We start from the raw sequence: 16,213 nt of genomic DNA, 5'->3' as shown, positions 1-16,213 counted from the left end.
ATTAGCAATAACAAAAACCGTGCAAATTCTTACGTAAATATAAAAATATTTTTAAATAAAATCCTTACAAAAATTTATCGCTTATTTTTAAAAAATGCTTTCATCAAATCAGCACATTCTTTTTCCAAAACACCTGAAATCACTTGGGTTTTCGGGTGTAATTGTGTTCCCATTTTTTGAAAACCACGATTCTCATCGGATGCGCCAAAAACAATTTTAGAAATTTGGGACCAATATAAAGCGCCAGCACACATTTGGCAAGGCTCTAATGTTACGTATAAAGTACAATCTTTTAAATATTTTCCACCTATGAAGTTTGCAGCACTAGTTATCGCTTGCATTTCGGCATGAGCGGTAACATCGTGAAGTAATTCTGTTAAATTATGTGTTCTTGCGATGACACGATTGTCAATCACAATTACTGCGCCAACAGGAATTTCACCTTTTTCAAAAGCTATTTCGGCTTCCTGTAAGGCTTTTTTCATAAAATATTCATCGGTAAAAATATTCTCCATAAGTACAAAAATACAACAACCAATTCTTACTTTTGTGCTGTAATGGAAAATTTGCTTTCAAAAATTAACAACCCTATCGATTTAAGGAAACTTCCTGAAAATCAACTACCTCAATTGGCCAAAGAATTGAGAGACTTTATCATTGATATTGTTTCAAAAAAAGAAGGGCATTTGGGTGCGAGTTTAGGCGTTGTCGAATTAACGATTGCGCTTCATTACGTTTTCAACACACCAGAAGATTTACTGGTTTGGGATGTGGGTCATCAAGCTTACGGACACAAAATCTTAACTGAAAGACGCGACATTTTTCATACCAATAGAGAATTAAACGGAATTTCAGGTTTTCCAAAGCGAAGCGAAAGTATTTATGATTCGTTTGGTGTTGGGCATTCTTCAACTTCGATTTCGGCTGCTTTAGGAATGGCATTGGCTTCTCAATTAAAAGGAGAATTTGAAAAGCAACACATTGCGGTGATTGGAGATGCTTCAATCGCAAGCGGAATGGCTTTTGAAGGCCTGAATCATGCTGGAGTTACTGATGCGAATTTATTGGTAATTTTAAATGATAATGCGATTGGAATTGACCCAAGTATTGGTGCATTAAAAGATTATTTGACAGCAGTCAAGGAAGGAAAAAATCCGAAAGAAAATAACATCATCAAATCCTTGAATTTCGATTATTCAGGTCCGATTGATGGTCATGATTTACCTAAGTTAATTTCGGAGTTAGAGCGATTGAAATCGGTAAAAGGTCCAAAATTTTTGCATGTGATAACTACCAAAGGCAAAGGATTACAATTGGCGGAAGAAGATCAAGTAAAATACCATGCGCCTGGAAAATTTGATGCCGAAACTGGAAAAATTCATCCTAAAGACGAATCACATTTACCACCAAAATTTCAAGATGTTTTCGGACATACTTTGGTGGAATTAGCAAAACAAAACGAAAAAATCATTGGAATTACTCCAGCCATGCCTACGGGAAGTTCGATGACTTATATGATGGAAGCTTTTCCAAAACGTGCAATTGACGTTGGAATAGCTGAACAACACGCCGTTACCTTAGCGGCTGGAATGGCAACACAAGGAATGGTAGTTTTTTGTAATATCTATTCCACTTTTTTGCAGCGTGCTTATGATCAAGTGATTCATGATGTCGCTTTACAGAATTTATCCGTTATTTTCTGCTTAGACAGAGCAGGATTGGTTGGTGAAGATGGCGCAACACATCATGGCGTTTTTGATATTGCGTATTTGAATTGTATTCCGAATATGATTATTGCAGCTCCAAAAGATGAAATGGAGTTACGAAATATTATGTTTACGGCTTCAGAAGGCTTGAATCATCCGATTGCGATTCGTTATCCAAGAGGAAGAGGTGAAAATGTGAATTGGGAACAGCCTTTTGAAAAAATTGAAATTGGTAAAATTGTGGCACTTCAAAAAGGAAGCAAAGTTGTCATTTTATCTGCGGGAACTATTGGTAATAATGTAACGAAAGCTTTAAAAGAAGTTGAAAATTCAGAATTATTTTCGCATTACCATTTTCCGTTTGTAAAACCATTAGACATTGATGCTATCAAATCTATTATAAATTCTCACGACCAAATTATCACTATCGAAGATGGAGTAATTACAGGTGGTTTTGGAGAACAAATCTGTTCAATCATTGCGACAAATAATTTAAATAAATCAATTATAAATCTCGGAATTCCTGATTCATTCATAGAACATGGAACAGTTTTTGAGTTGCAACAACTTTGTAAAATCGACATTAATCATTTAAAACAATTATTTAATACTTATTCAGATGTTTAAACAAGCTATCCTATTAGGGCTAATATTGATCTGCTTTCAATCTTCAGCGCAAATTATTAGAACTAAATTACCAGATTCTATTTCATATTGGAAAAAAGAAAATAAAGTGGGTTTAGATATTTCACAAATAACTTTTGTAAACTGGAATGCAGGGGGAAATAATTCTGTTTCAGGACTTTTGAAAGGACAGTTTATTCGTACATATATCAAACAAAATATTCATTGGAAAAACGAATTAATTGCTCGATACGGAATTAATAAACAAGAAAAGCAAGATGTAAGAAAAACAGATGACCAATTACAAATAAACTCTACATTTGGATATCGAACAGATACAATTTCGAACTGGTATTATGCGGGTAAATTTAATTTTAACACACAATTCGCAAATGGTTATGCTTATCCTAATACTGATTTAGCAATTTCTAAACCATTTGCACCTGCTTATACATTCTTAGGTATTGGAGCGGAATATTCAAGAAAAGATTTGAATCTTAACCTATATCTTTCTCCTTTAACACAAAAAACAACTATGGTTTTCGACCAAAGGTTAGCTAATCAAGGCGCTTTTGGAGTTGAAAAAGCTATTTATGATGAATTTGGCAATCTTATTAAGGAAGGTAAAAATATTAGAAATGAAACTGGAATCTTAGTTACAAACCAATGGAAAAAAGAATTGTATAAAAACATTATGTTAGAACACAGAATTGCTCTATACACAGATTATATTAATAATTTTGGAAATATTGATGTTGACTGGCAACTACAATTAGATATGACCGTAAATCAATATGTAAAAGCCAATATTGGCACACATATTGTTTATGATGACGACATTAAATCAAAAGAAGAAATAAACGGAACACAAGTTATTAAAGGTCCAAAAGTTCAGCTTAAACAAATACTTGGTGTGGGATTAGTTTATTCGTTTTAATAAAAAAATGCTTCAATTTTGAAGCATTTTTTTATTCTTTTATTTGAACTAATTTTTCATGTGTGTAAATTATATCATGTTCTAATTTTAAGATTTATTATCTCGAGATATAATAAAGAAAATAATTCCACATTTATTCTTAGCAATGCTTAAGTAATTCATTTTTCAATGTCCAATCGAGGATTTATTGAATCTAAATTTACCTACAAGTTTGCAATAAACGTTTAGGAAAATTAATCACACCATACTTTATCCAAAAATAAACAAACTATTATTAATATTGTTTAGATTTTCAATATTATAATTTTAAAAACATCTTGAAAGATTATAAAAGATGTTTATTTTATCACCATAAAAAATCTATTTATTAAAATAGCTTTTTTTACTTAACAAACTCATTCAAAATAAAATTATAAAAAACGGTTCAAAAAAATATTTTTGAACCGTTTTAAATGAAATATAATTAATCTACTTAATTAACAATAATTTTTTGAAAGTAAGATAAATCTTGTCCTTTTAATTTCAAGATATATATACCTGATTGTAAATCACCAATATTTAACGATTTAGTTCCAGAAAAATCAACATCCGTTGTTAAAGCTAATCTACCATTGATATCATATATCTCAATATTTAAATCACCTGTAAAATTAGCAATCCCGATATTTATTGAAGATTTAGCTGGATTTGGATAAATATTGATTCCTTTTAACAAAGCAACATCTTCATTTGAAAGCGTTACACTAGTTAATGCTCCTGAAAAAACTCCTCTACCATAAGTAGCAGCAAAAACATTGTAAGCAGTTGGTGCTGTTGGTGAATTAGGCTGTAAATCAAGATCCGTTACTTTAACGTTCATCATTCCGTTAAAAGAAGATTTCCACGCCAAAGATTGATTAGCATTAGTAGCTGGATTAAAGGTATTTGCATACCATACTCCTAAATCAGTTCCAATCATTAACTCAGCTGAATTTAATGGATTTTGTAAAATAGCATGAACAGGCATATCAGGTAAATCACCTTCAATATTGTACCAGTTAGTACCACCATTGTTTGTATACCAAATATTAGTTGTACCGTAATTTTTCAAAGTAACAAAAATTTGACTATCGTCAGCTCCAAATTCAATATCTGAAATGGTTCCTACAAATGAAGCTGTCGCAGAAATATCAGACCATGTTCCTGCAGTATTATTAGCTCCAGTAACTTTTAGAAGTTTTGAATTAGCCGTACCAATGTATAAAGTTGTCTTAGTAACTTTACCTGTATTTAATGCTGTTGGATAAGAAGTCAATAAAGCATTAGACAAATCTGTTCTTGAAGGTGCTGGTCCTCCCATGTATGAAGCATATCTTCTAACAACATAAACTCTATTTGCACCATCAGAAAAATCAGAATAAACAATATCATTACTAGAGTCTAATGTCACAGCTGGATAAAACAATCCACGATTTGCAGTACCATCACTAAGTGTTTTTTGTACTGCTCCATTTAAACCTCTCTTGTTCATATTATCATTATATACATAATTTGTAACATAATAAGCTGTTGAACTTGATGTTGGATTCTGTTTAAACAAAGGTATTCCTCCGTCTCCACCTTGAACTTCAGAGCTACCGCTTATTCCAGCTGCTGCCCCAGTAGTTGTACTTAGAGTTGATGGGAAATAATTTGATCCGTTATCTTGTGCTCCTGCAACAAAAAAGTCTCCAGATAAACCTGTTACACCTAATGGCTGAACCGCAACACCAACAAATTGAGTTACATTAAACCCATTATTTCTAGAAGCAAATGTGGTAGAAGTTGTAGCAGTTGATAAAGCTGCGTTGTAATAAATACCTCCGTCGTTACCAACAACCGCAACATCTGGATTATTTGGTTTAAACACCATTGCATGTTGGTCTGAGTGAACTAAATTACCACTATTCCATCTAGAAATAGCTGTCCATGCACCTCCACTATTTGTAGATCTATAAACATTTAAACCTCCAATAAATACTTTAGCATCATTTGTCGGATCTGTTTCAATAAATAAATTATAAAAAGCTTGTGCACCTGTAAAACCATATGTACCAATTCTTGAATCAGAAGCATCAGTAGGAAGAGCCAACACTGTAGGTGCTGTTGAAAAACCATTAGTAGTTTTAAGCATTTGAACCTCAATTGTTGATGGAGATACTGGCGCTATTTGTGATAAAACATAAATAACGTCTGCAGTAGTATTAGAAGCCTCAATTTCAGTTCTCTGACCACCAGTAACTGTATACGCTGTTGTAAAAGTTGCACCGTCATTAGAAGACACAAAGATTTTTCCACCACCGTCACCAAATGTTGAACTATCAGTTGAAGAAACCCAAATTTTTCCGCCTACAGCAATCTCGATATCCATTGGACAAGTTTTATTTCCGCTTGGAGCTAAAGGTAAAGTTAATGCTGTCCAAGTTGCACCCCCATCTGTAGATTTATACAACCCATAATTAGATGAATTATGATAACCTGCATTGTAAGAATCTCCAATAGCAGCATATATGTGGGAAACCCCACCAACATTTTTAATTGCAATATCATTAATAAATTGAAATCCTGTTACAGCTGTACCAGAAAACTCTCCAGGTAAAGCAGCAGCAAAATCACCAGTTAGATTTGTCAAATTAGCAACTAACAAATCACCATCTTCTTTAGAAATACTTACACATGGTATAGTAGCACCTAAATCAGAACTTGCCATACCTATCGGTCCAGCTCCAGCAACATTATTCATTATAATAACACCTACAGCTCCTGCGATTTCAGCAGCTAATACTTTACTTTCAAAAGTACATGTTCCTCTTCTAATTAAAGCAATTTTATTCGTCAACGATCCTGCTGTCAATGATGAACAAGCATCATCTGTTGGTGCAACCCCATCATTTACAAGAACAATAGACTTATTACTACCAAAACTAGCAGGTGGCGCACCAAAACCTGCTAATCCTGTGCTATAACCTCTTATTACTCCTGCGTTAGAAGGAGCTGTAACATACAAGTTAAATAACTGATTTTGAGTTGAAGAAACTGTACCTCCACCAAAAACTCTTGTCCAAGTTAGACCAGCATTGGTTGTTTTCCAAATACCATTACCATTTGCATCTCCAGTGTAAGACTCACCTGTACCTACATACCAAGTACTAGAATTATTAGGATCAACTGTAATATTCTGTACATTTATATGCTCAGGAAAAGTTGATATTCTAGTCCAAACAGTTGCGTTACTTGTAATATTCGTGTTTTTCCAAAGACCTCCACTTACACCTCCAGCAATTACAGTATTAAATGTAGCATCTGTAGGATCAAAAATAATTCCTTTAGTACGACCTCCTACATTATTTGGTCCTCTTTCAACCCATAAGTTATCAGTACCATCACCTGGAGTTCTTCCTTCAGCCAACATAGCTTGTCTTTCTTGACTTAATCTTTGTCTGATAACTTCCAGATTTTCAGGAGTTGGTGATCCCAAAGCAGGATTCATAGATAAAATCCACTCTTGTTCGTTGTACTTATTAGGTGGGATACCTTCAGACTTTCTTTCTCTTTTAGACATTAAAAATGTCTTTTTGAAAGGATTATTTTCTAAATGTTGTTCATGTTTTTTTCTTAATTCTAAAACCTCCTTAGTTGGTTTAGGATTAACGACTACAACATCAGCAGATGGCTTAGCATCATTTTTTGTTTCTGTATTCTGCTTTTGCTTTTTAGTGTTTTCCTTTTCTTGAGAAAAACCTAATGTTACAAAAAATAATGAGAATACAACCAATAGTAATTGTTTTTTCATGGTAATCATTGGGTTAGTATTATTATAATTAAAACAAAATTAACAATTTACAGATAATTTCAAATTTTTTTACGAATTATTTTTTCATATTCATTTATTTGCCTGAATTGTCTTATATAATTCGAAAGCTTTACCATCTGTTAGCAACGATACAAAATGACAAATATGCAATAGTCTGTCGCATACGCTTTCTTTTTGAAATTGAAAACGTTCTGGCAACAATTTCAATAAAAGCTCATCATAGTTAGAAGCAGTACCGCTTACTTTTTTATTATAAGCTGTACAAAATCCATCCAATAAACTATGGATGATTTTATACCCCATTACTTCCTTCTGGATTACATCTTTACTTTGATATACGTTTTTAATACTGATTTGAATGATGTCATTCATTTGGGCTTTGTACTGACTTTTATCCATCAAGGCAAATGGAAATTCTCCTGCTAAAATAGCTTTTTCATTTTCCATAAAAATTACAACCGCATCATTGATTAAACTTCCAATAGCTAAGGCACGCAAATAACTAATTCTGTCTTCTTTAGTGATGAGTTCGTTGTATTTTTTGGTATCGATTCCGTTTTTGACTAGTTTGATTAGGTATTCTAATGCGTATTCTTCTGGAATCCAACCTAAGTTAATGCCGTCTTCAAAATCGATGATGGTGTAACAAATATCATCAGCTGCTTCGACTAAATAGGCTAACGGATGACGTTCAAAACCAATATCATTTCCTGATTTATTCGAAATCAATCCCAATTCATTAGCAACCTCTGCAAAGAATTCTTTGTCTTGCTGGAAGAAACCATACTTTTTATCGCAAATTTTTTGTGTTGGCTTTTTAGGTAAACTCTCTTTAGGATATTTCATAAAAGCACCCAAAGTCGCATACGAAATACGTAAACCGCCTTCAATTCCTTCCCGAGAGGAAGCCAATACTGAAAATCCATTAGCATTCCCTTCAAAATCAATTAAATCTTGCCATTGTTTTTCGGTTAATTGGTCTTTGTATTGTAATCCATTTCCGGTTTTGAAATATTCGCCAATCGCTTTTTCTCCTGAATGACCAAAAGGTGGATTTCCAATATCGTGTGACAACGCTGCAGCCGCTACAATAGCACCAAAATCATTCGCTTGATAGCCATGAACTTCTTGTAAATGTGGATATTTTGCAATGATTTGCTTTCCGACTAAACGCCCAAGTGAACGACCTACAACCGAAACTTCTAAACTATGAGTCAATCGGTTGTGTACGAAATCGGTTTTGGAAAGTGGAATGACTTGCGTTTTATCTTGCAAACTTCTAAAAGCTGCAGAAAAAATAATTCGGTCATAATCGACTTCAAAGCCTAAACGGGTGTCGTCTTGCTCTTTTCGTAAACGTTTACTGGTGTCGCCTTGTCTTTTTAAGGACAATAATTGTTCCCATTGCATCATAAAATCATCTATTTTTTGACTGATCATTAATTTTATAGAACCGTGAAAATATTTTCTAATTTTCTATGTGTTATTCTTGATTTTTACCAATTTCATCTAATTCATAAAATTGATTTTTTCGCTCGTCTAACAATTCTTTCTTAACCACATACGTATCAGACAGAGAATCATGCCATCCTCTTGTATTTCCTCCCAAAAAAGAAAAATGATTAAACGGGATTAATCTACTGAAAGTACGTTTAAGAATTTTCACACCATCAGGCTTTTCACCGTTTATATCAACAACAACAGTTTTTGTAATTAACTTGCCTATTGTTCTTGAAAAAAGGGTCTCTGCTGTTAAATAATAAATCACAGTAATAATTATTCCTATTAAATACTCACCTAAACCTCCAATGTTTTCCGCCCAACCGAGAAATGCATCAACACCAAAAAATGCTGCAAAAAGACCTAGAACTAGTGATAACAAAAAGATTATAATATACTGAAAAATTAAATCAATGAAATAATTTCCAAGTCGTTGTCCTTGAGAGGCCAACATATTACTAGTTACTACAAATTGTTGTTTTTGATTTTGTTCCATAAATTTTACTCTTTTTCGTTAGCCAAAAAGAAATTTCTCGATTTTTTTGGATACTGATTATAACTCTTATCACTCGGATTTACGATAACCGATTTGATATTAATTTCATCTCCTACTTTGAAGTTTTTCTCTGTGTATTGGTAATCCAATAAATATTCACCACAGAAATAATTCCCATCTGCGTCTTTTTCTATGATTCCGGTGTAAACCCCTTTTTTATCTTTTGACATATTTTCTATTTTTTTCAAATGTACGAATTGGATTGTAATTATTTAAAACAAAAACAGTCATTCGCATTAGCGAACAACTGCTTTCTTTATTCTATTTTCTTTATTCTATTCTCTAAAATTAAGAACCACACATTTCACAATCTTCTGGGCCAGAATTTCTAGCTCTTTCGATCATGGCTCTATATTCTTCAGCTGACATTTCTGCTGGCTCTTCTAAAACGGCAATAGCTTCCACTTTTTTCACTTCAACATGTTGTTCTTTTACTTCAATTGGCGCTTCTTTTTTGTCGTTGTTTAAAGTAAACTTAATCGCATCAACAGCAGCTTTTGTTCTTAAATAGTACATTCCCGTTTTTAAACCTGATTTCCAAGCGTAGAAGTGCATCGAAGTCAATTTCGCATACGTAGCATCTTGCATAAACAAGTTCAACGATTGCGATTGGTCAATAAAATAACCTCTTTGACGCGACATATCGATAATATCTTTCATCGACATTTCCCAAACTGTTTTGTACAATTCTTTCAAATCAGCAGGAATTCTTTCAATATGCTGTACCGAACCATTGTGACGCATGATTTCTTGCTTCAATGTTTCGTTCCACAAACCTCTTTCCACTAAATCGTTTAATAAGTGTTTGTTTACCACGATGAATTCTCCCGAAAGTACTCTTCTTGTGTAAATATTAGAAGTATAAGGTTCGAAAGCTTCGTTATTTCCTAAAATTTGAGAAGTTGAAGCCGTTGGCATAGGCGCTACTAACAATGAGTTTCTTACTCCGTTTGCCATTACTTCTTTTCTTAAACTTGCCCAATCCCAACGACCAGATAATTCTTCGTCTTTTAAGCCCCAAAGGTTGTGTTGGAATTCTCCTTTTGAAATTGGCGAACCTTCGTAAGAAGAATATGGTCCTTCTTCCTTAGCCATTTCCATAGAAGCGGTTACGGCTGCGAAATATAAAGTTTCGAAAATTTCTTGGTTTAATTTTTTCGCTTCGTCACTTGTAAACGGCATTCTCATCATAATGAAAGCATCTGCTAAACCTTGCACTCCTAATCCTACCGGACGGTGACGCATGTTTGAATTTTCTGCTTCTTTAACTGGATAGTAATTTCTGTCGATTACTTTATTTAAGTTACGAGTAACGCGTTTTGTTACATTGAATAACAATTCGTGATTGAATGCTCCGTTTTCCACAAACATTGGTAACGAAATAGACGCCAAGTTACATACCGCAATTTCATCTGGAGAAGTGTACTCCATAATTTCAGTACATAAGTTAGACGAACGAATGGTTCCCAAATTCTTTTGGTTCGATTTTCTATTCGCTGCATCTTTGTACAACATATAAGGCGTTCCTGTTTCGATTTGAGATTCAAGAATTTTTTCCCAAAGCTCACGCGCTTTGATGGTTTTTCTACCTTTTCCTTGCGCTTCGTAAGAAGTATATAACGCTTCAAACTCTTCTCCATAAACATTGTCTAATCCTGGACATTCGTTTGGACACATTAACGTCCAAGCCGCGTCTTCTTCTACACGTTTCATGAATAAGTCAGAAGTCCACATCGCGAAGAATAAATCTCTTGCACGCATTTCTTCTTTTCCTGTGTTCTTTTTCAAATCTAGGAATTCGAAAATATCAGCATGCCAAGTTTCTAAATAAATAGCAAAACTTCCTTTACGTTTTCCTCCACCTTGATCTACGTAACGAGCAGTATCATTGAAAACACGTAACATCGGAACAATCCCGTTTGAAGTTCCGTTTGTTCCACGAATGTATGAACCTGTAGCACGAACATTGTGAATAGCTAAACCGATACCTCCCGCTGATTGCGAAATTTTTGCTGTTTGTTTTAAAGTATCGTAAATTCCATCGATACTATCATCTTGCATCGTTAATAAGAAACAAGAAGACATTTGAGGTTTTGGAGTTCCAGCGTTGAATAATGTTGGAGTAGCGTGTGTAAAGAACTTTTTCGACATTAATTCGTAAGTTTCAATTACCGCTTCTAAGTCGTTTAAGTGAATTCCAACAGAAACACGCATTAACATGTGTTGTGGACGTTCTACGATTTTTCCGTTGATTCTTAATAAATACGAACGTTCTAAAGTTTTAAAACCAAAGTAATCGTAATTAAAATCACGGTTGTATATGATGTGAGAATTTAAAAATTCTGCATTAGCTTGGATAACTTCGTGTACCTCATCTGAAATCAAAGGCGCTGCTTGATTCGTTCTTGGGTTTACATAGTGATACATTTCACTCATCGTTTCCGAGAATGATTTGTTGGTATTTTTGTGTAGGTTAGAAATTGCAATACGAGCCGCTAATTGAGCATAATCTGGATGCGTTACGGTCATGGAAGCTGCGGTTTCTGCTGCTAAATTGTCTAATTCAGAAGTGGTAACTCCATCGTATAATCCTTCAATTACACGCATTGCCACTTTTACAGCATCCACCATGTCATTTAATCCATAACATAGTTTTTTAATTCTGTCCGTGATTTTGTCAAACATTACTGGCTCCTTATGGCCATCTCTTTTTACTACATACATAAGCTTTTTAGTTTTTGAAAACAGACAATCCCTTCCCTGCTTTCGGTTAATATTAATGAACTAAAGCGCGAGTCTCCCGACATTTTATAGCGCTTTATTTTTTTTTTAAAACACATAGAAACATAGATAAAACTTTTAGAAAAAGATTTAGATAGTTCATTCTGAATACACATAGCGCTATGTCAACTCAAAAAAGTGAAACGCCTTAAATTCATAAAAACAATCTTATGTGTCTATGTGTTTAAATATTTTTAGAAATCAGCGTCGAAGCTAATTTTATTTGACTCTGCATCCGAGTTCATTACACCGGCTTTTTGATATTCCGCAACGCGTTTTTCGAAGAAATTCGTTTTTCCTTGTAACGAAATCATATCCATAAAATCGAATGGATTTGAAGAGTTGTACACTCTATCGCATCCTAATTCTACCAATAATCTATCGGTTACAAATTCTAAATATTGCGTCATTAAAGTTGCATTCATTCCAATTAAACTTACTGGCAATGATTCCGTGATGAATTTTCTTTCGATATTTAATGCATCTACAATAATTTCCGTAATTCTTGCTTTTGGCACTTTGTTTACAATATGATGCGTGTGTAAGTGAACCGCAAAATCACAATGCATTCCTTCGTCACGAGAAATTAATTCGTTTGAGAAGGTTAATCCTGGCATTAATCCACGTTTTTTCAACCAGTAAATCGAACAGAACGAACCTGAAAAGAAAATTCCTTCCACTGCTGCGAAAGCAATTAAACGTTCTGCAAATGAATCCGATTGAATCCAACGCAATGCCCATTCTGCTTTCTCTTTAATTGCTGGAAACACTTCAATTGCATGAAATAATTGATTTTTCTCTACTTCATCTTTCACATACGTATCAATTAACAATGAATAGGTTTCACTGTGAATGTTTTCCATCATGATTTGGAAACCATAGAAAAATTTCGCTTCTGGATATTGTACTTCGTTAACGAAATTTTCCGCTAAGTTTTCGTTTACAATTCCGTCAGAAGCAGCAAAGAATGCTAAAATATGTTTGATGAAATATTTTTCGTCATCGTTTAATTTATTGTTCCAATCGCTTAAATCTTGATGCAAATCAATTTCTTCTGCTGTCCAAATACACGCTTCTTGTTTTTTGTACCATTCCCAAATATCTTGGTGTTTGATAGGAAAAATTACAAATCGATCTTTGTTTTCTTGCAAAATAGGTTCCACTATAGACATAGCTATTTGATTTTAAAAATGTTAATGATTGGTTAAATTGACTTATTTGGGGATTACAAAGTTTGTCATTTGAAACGAGAAATGAAAGTCAAACTTATTCACAATTGGAGCAAGTTTTTAACAAAGCTGATAATTGTCAGTAAATTAATATAGGTTTTTTAAAACACTGTAAATCAACAAGTTAAAAACAAATAAAACAACTGTTAAAACCTTGTAAGCAACTGAAAAATAAGCAACTCACGAGTGTTTTTAATCGATAAAAATGAGATTATTTTTTCAACTCTTTTGCCACTTTGTCTAATTCGTCAAACCATTGTTGTCCGAATTTTCTAACTAGTGCTTCTTTCACAAATTGGTACACCGGAACTCCTAATTCTTGTCCTAACGAACAAGCGTCATCGCAAATATGCCATTTGTGGTAATTCACCGCCGCGAAATCTGAATATTCTTTGATTCTGATAGGATACAAATGACAAGAAACCGGTTTTTTCCAATCTACAATCCCTTGATTATAGGCTTGCTCGATTCCACAAAGTGCCGTTTTTCCGTCAAAAATTACGTAGGCGCAGTCTTTTCCATCGATAAGTGGTGTTTCTAATTCACCAAAATCGGAAACAACATGCGTTCCTTGTTCTTCAATGGCTTTTATTCCTTCTGGACGAAGAAAGGGTTTTACTTTTGGAAAAATTTCAGCTAAAATTCGGGTTTCTTCGTCATCCAAAGGAGCACCTGCATCGCCATCCACACAACAAGCACCTTGACAAGCTGACAAATTGCAAACGAATTCTTTCTCTAAGATTTCTTCGGAAACGATGGTTTTATTTAACTGAAACATATTGGGTAAGTTTAAAGTGCAAAGATACGATTTTGAATTCAGAATTTAGAAATAAGCATTTAGAAGTTTTGGAACACAGATTTTGGAAATTTGAGAAATGGCTATAATTTTTCACCGAAATTCACCGAGTTTTTTTTTGATTTTTATTGTGTTGATATAGAGACACACCGAGACATTTCACTTTCTTCTTGGCGAACTTTGCGACTTTGCGTTTAAATTTCACACACTGTTTTGAACTTGCTCTTGTTCTTGATTTTTGACCTTGCAATTGATAATGTATCGTTAAATTAGAAACGTTCTTGATTCAATATCCTTATATTTGCACAAATATTCAGCGTTTTATGGAATTCGGAATCAACTGGAAAGACATTTTTACCATCAGCATGATTTTATTTGCTGTGATTGATATTGTGGGAAGTATTCCAATTATTGTAGATTTACGCAGTAAAATGGGCCATATTCAATCGGAGAAAGCTACTATTGTGGCGGCGGTCATTATGATTGCCTTCTTATTTGTAGGTGAAGAAATTCTGAAATTAATTGGTATTGATGCGAATTCATTTGCAGTTGCTGGTTCATTCGTGTTGTTTTTCCTTGCTTTGGAAATGATTTTAGGCATTCGATTATACAAAGAAGACAATCCGAGTACGGCTTCTATAGTTCCGATTGCATTTCCATTAATTGCTGGAGCTGGAACGATGACAACGATATTATCACTTCGAGCAGCTTATGATAAAATCAACATTATTATTGCTATTTTGATTAATGTAATTGTAGTTTACGGTGTATTGAAATCGTCTGGAAAAATCGAAAAATTACTTGGAGCCAATGGTTTGGGTGTGATTCGTAAGATATTTGGCGTGGTTTTATTGGCGATTGCTGTAAAATTATTCGCCGCGAATGTTAAAGGATTATTTATTTAGAGAATATACAAAATGAAAATTTTTACTTATGTGGCGGTTGCCATTGCTTTAGTTTTAATTGCTTTTAATCTTTTTCAAATTGATTACAGCAATCCGTTTGAAGGAAATAGCACAATTGCCATCATTGGTGTTGTGGCTGGAATTTGCGCAATCCTATTATTAGTATTATTGCGTTTTTCAAAAATGATTGAAGAAAAAACAAGACAATAATGTTTGACGTTTTAATTATTGGCGCTGGAGTTTCAGGCGTTTCTTGTGCTTTGATTTTGGGTTCGGCTCAAAACAAACCGTTTGCAATAGATAAGAAAATTGCAATTGTAGCACACCAAAAAGCGTCTTCATTACAAAATGCCATTTTTAATAACGCTTACGGAATTCCCGCAGGGAAATTAGGCAGTGAATTGTTGGAAGAAAGTTTGGAACATTTGACCCAATCTTATCCGCATATTCAACAAATTCATGGCGAAAAAGCACTTTCTATTTCAGGTGAAGCAGGAAATTTCACTATTACTACCAACAAATCTTCAATTCAAGCTAAAATTGTAGTGATTGCGATTGGCGCTGGAAATCCTTTTACCATTGAAGGTTTGGAATCGTTTGTAATGCCGCATCAAAAAGTCGCTCCAGAGAAAAATAGAATCCAATTAAAAAACACCGATCATTTAGTTGCCGAAGGTATTTATGCAGCCGGAGTTTTAGCCGGACATAGAAGTCAGTTAAGCATTGCCGCTGGAAGTGGTGCTTCAGTAGCAACGGATATTTTAACGTTGTGGAATAACGGAAATCCGGTGCAAGTGCATGATGCTTTGGGGAAATAGACTTTTATTCTTCTGAATCGTCTTCTTCATCATCAAAATTCAATCCTTCTAAAAAATCATCCCAATTGATTGGATCTTGACATGCATTTGGATCAGGTGGAATAGCTCCAGGTGGATTGAACAATTCCCATTCGTCCCAATAATAATTACTCTTATCAAAGTTAGCTACCCAATTGATAAATAATTCTCTGAATTCATCAATTTCTTTTCTAATCAAAGTAACATAATCAGTATCTTTAAAAGAATCGTGAAATCGCAAACTTCCAACTTGCACATACAAATGCATCGCATGGTCTCTAATGATAGCAGCATTTTGCATTCGGATACTATACATATCTCCACCTTCAGCTCCTGCAATTTTAGCGCAAATTATTGCGGCATCATCTCGCATCATATATTTTGTAGCATTCAAATACTCATCCTCTTCACTTATGGTATTTAATAAACTATTTACCAAATCTAAAATCAATTCGGCTTTTTTATAAATTGGTAAATCGAATAATTTATCTCTTTTACTCATTTTAAAGAC

General features: G+C 33.9%; 14 protein-coding genes. 5 read left to right on the top strand and 9 right to left on the bottom strand.

Annotated elements, in window-relative coordinates:
* Window positions 1–74 precede the first annotated feature (74 nt).
* Window positions 75–515, bottom strand: coding sequence for a nucleoside deaminase (locus tag IM755_RS04775; protein ID WP_194094128.1), 441 nt, complete (start codon window positions 513–515; stop codon window positions 75–77).
* Between the two features lie 42 nt (window positions 516–557).
* On the opposite strand from IM755_RS04775, the gene IM755_RS04770 reads away from it, so the two are divergent.
* Both IM755_RS04770 and IM755_RS04765 read left to right on the top strand, forming a co-directional pair.
* A complete protein-coding gene (locus IM755_RS04770) occupies window positions 558–2,333 on the top strand; it encodes a 1-deoxy-D-xylulose-5-phosphate synthase (protein ID WP_194094126.1) in 1,776 nt (591 codons plus the stop codon).
* On the top strand, window positions 2,326–3,267 hold the full coding sequence (locus IM755_RS04765) for a DUF3078 domain-containing protein (protein WP_194094124.1): 942 nt from the start codon (window positions 2,326–2,328) through the stop codon (window positions 3,265–3,267). The genes IM755_RS04770 and IM755_RS04765 overlap by 8 nt, the downstream gene beginning before the upstream one ends.
* Window positions 3,268–3,739: 472 nt before the next feature.
* On the opposite strand, the gene IM755_RS04760 is transcribed toward IM755_RS04765, so the two are convergent.
* From IM755_RS04760 to IM755_RS04730, 7 genes are all read right to left on the bottom strand, one after another.
* Window positions 3,740–7,078, bottom strand: a complete 3,339-nt coding sequence (locus tag IM755_RS04760; RefSeq protein ID WP_194094122.1) for a PA domain-containing protein — start codon at window positions 7,076–7,078, stop codon at window positions 3,740–3,742.
* Between the two features lie 90 nt (window positions 7,079–7,168).
* A complete protein-coding gene (gene dgt / locus IM755_RS04755) occupies window positions 7,169–8,509 on the bottom strand; it encodes a dGTP triphosphohydrolase (RefSeq protein ID WP_194094489.1) in 1,341 nt (446 codons plus the stop codon).
* Window positions 8,510–8,582: 73 nt separating this feature from the next.
* Window positions 8,583–9,095, bottom strand: coding sequence for an RDD family protein (locus IM755_RS04750; RefSeq protein WP_194094114.1), 513 nt, complete (start codon window positions 9,093–9,095; stop codon window positions 8,583–8,585).
* Window positions 9,096–9,100: 5 nt separating this feature from the next.
* Complete coding sequence (locus IM755_RS04745) at window positions 9,101–9,325, bottom strand: hypothetical protein (RefSeq protein WP_026725983.1); 225 nt, start codon at window positions 9,323–9,325, stop codon at window positions 9,101–9,103.
* 118 nt (window positions 9,326–9,443) lie between these two features.
* Window positions 9,444–11,879 (bottom strand): ribonucleoside-diphosphate reductase subunit alpha, encoded by a 2,436-nt coding sequence (locus IM755_RS04740; protein ID WP_194094111.1) that lies wholly within the window; start codon window positions 11,877–11,879, stop codon window positions 9,444–9,446.
* 251 nt (window positions 11,880–12,130) lie between these two features.
* Complete coding sequence (locus tag IM755_RS04735; protein ID WP_194094109.1) at window positions 12,131–13,108, bottom strand: ribonucleotide-diphosphate reductase subunit beta; 978 nt, start codon at window positions 13,106–13,108, stop codon at window positions 12,131–12,133.
* A gap of 268 nt (window positions 13,109–13,376) precedes the next feature.
* Window positions 13,377–13,943, bottom strand: a complete 567-nt coding sequence (locus IM755_RS04730) for a DUF3109 family protein (protein WP_194094105.1) — start codon at window positions 13,941–13,943, stop codon at window positions 13,377–13,379.
* A 341-nt stretch (window positions 13,944–14,284) separates the two neighbouring features.
* Between IM755_RS04730 and IM755_RS04725 the strand changes: the two genes are divergently transcribed.
* Genes IM755_RS04725 through IM755_RS04715 form a run of 3 tightly spaced genes read left to right on the top strand, consistent with a single transcriptional unit; the run spans window position 14,285 to window position 15,684 of the window.
* Window positions 14,285–14,866 carry a MarC family protein gene (locus tag IM755_RS04725; protein ID WP_194094102.1) on the top strand — a complete coding sequence of 194 codons (582 nt, stop codon included), beginning with the start codon at window positions 14,285–14,287 and terminating at the stop codon, window positions 14,864–14,866.
* Window positions 14,867–14,878: 12 nt separating this feature from the next.
* Window positions 14,879–15,076: a hypothetical protein gene (locus IM755_RS04720; RefSeq protein WP_194094099.1), complete on the top strand. Its 198-nt coding sequence runs from the start codon at window positions 14,879–14,881 to the stop codon at window positions 15,074–15,076.
* Window positions 15,076–15,684: an FAD-dependent oxidoreductase gene (locus IM755_RS04715; RefSeq protein ID WP_194094096.1), complete on the top strand. Its 609-nt coding sequence runs from the start codon at window positions 15,076–15,078 to the stop codon at window positions 15,682–15,684. The genes IM755_RS04720 and IM755_RS04715 overlap by 1 nt, the downstream gene beginning before the upstream one ends.
* A gap of 4 nt (window positions 15,685–15,688) precedes the next feature.
* Here the strand turns inward: IM755_RS04715 and IM755_RS04710 are convergent, their stop codons facing one another.
* Entirely contained in the window at window positions 15,689–16,204 is a 516-nt protein-coding gene (locus tag IM755_RS04710; protein WP_194094094.1) for a hypothetical protein, read from the bottom strand.
* Between the last annotated feature and the right edge of the window lie 9 nt (window positions 16,205–16,213).

Origin of the sequence: Flavobacterium proteolyticum (assembly GCF_015223105.1) — a bacterium.
Classification (GTDB): domain Bacteria; phylum Bacteroidota; class Bacteroidia; order Flavobacteriales; family Flavobacteriaceae; genus Flavobacterium; species Flavobacterium proteolyticum.
Note: the sequence above shows the minus strand (reverse complement) of the source record. Positions and strands in the feature narration are given on the sequence as shown.

Bases quoted from the DNA above. Each gene is read 5' to 3' on its own strand.
- IM755_RS04710 (WP_194094094.1), bottom strand. From the start codon at position 16,204: ATGAGTAAAAGAGATAAATTATTCGATTTACCAATTTATAAAAAAGCC.
- IM755_RS04745 (WP_026725983.1), bottom strand. From the start codon at position 9,325: ATGTCAAAAGATAAAAAAGGGGTTTACACCGGAATCATAGAAAAAGAC.
- IM755_RS04765 (WP_194094124.1), top strand. From the start codon at position 2,326: ATGTTTAAACAAGCTATCCTATTAGGGCTAATATTGATCTGCTTTCAA.
- IM755_RS04720 (WP_194094099.1), top strand. From the start codon at position 14,879: ATGAAAATTTTTACTTATGTGGCGGTTGCCATTGCTTTAGTTTTAATT.
- IM755_RS04750 (WP_194094114.1), bottom strand. From the start codon at position 9,095: ATGGAACAAAATCAAAAACAACAATTTGTAGTAACTAGTAATATGTTG.
- IM755_RS04730 (WP_194094105.1), bottom strand. From the start codon at position 13,943: ATGTTTCAGTTAAATAAAACCATCGTTTCCGAAGAAATCTTAGAGAAA.
- IM755_RS04725 (WP_194094102.1), top strand. From the start codon at position 14,285: ATGGAATTCGGAATCAACTGGAAAGACATTTTTACCATCAGCATGATT.
- IM755_RS04735 (WP_194094109.1), bottom strand. From the start codon at position 13,108: ATGTCTATAGTGGAACCTATTTTGCAAGAAAACAAAGATCGATTTGTA.
- IM755_RS04715 (WP_194094096.1), top strand. From the start codon at position 15,076: ATGTTTGACGTTTTAATTATTGGCGCTGGAGTTTCAGGCGTTTCTTGT.
- dgt (WP_194094489.1), bottom strand. From the start codon at position 8,509: ATGCAATGGGAACAATTATTGTCCTTAAAAAGACAAGGCGACACCAGT.
- IM755_RS04740 (WP_194094111.1), bottom strand. From the start codon at position 11,879: ATGTATGTAGTAAAAAGAGATGGCCATAAGGAGCCAGTAATGTTTGAC.
- IM755_RS04770 (WP_194094126.1), top strand. From the start codon at position 558: ATGGAAAATTTGCTTTCAAAAATTAACAACCCTATCGATTTAAGGAAA.
- IM755_RS04760 (WP_194094122.1), bottom strand. From the start codon at position 7,078: ATGAAAAAACAATTACTATTGGTTGTATTCTCATTATTTTTTGTAACA.
- IM755_RS04775 (WP_194094128.1), bottom strand. From the start codon at position 515: ATGGAGAATATTTTTACCGATGAATATTTTATGAAAAAAGCCTTACAG.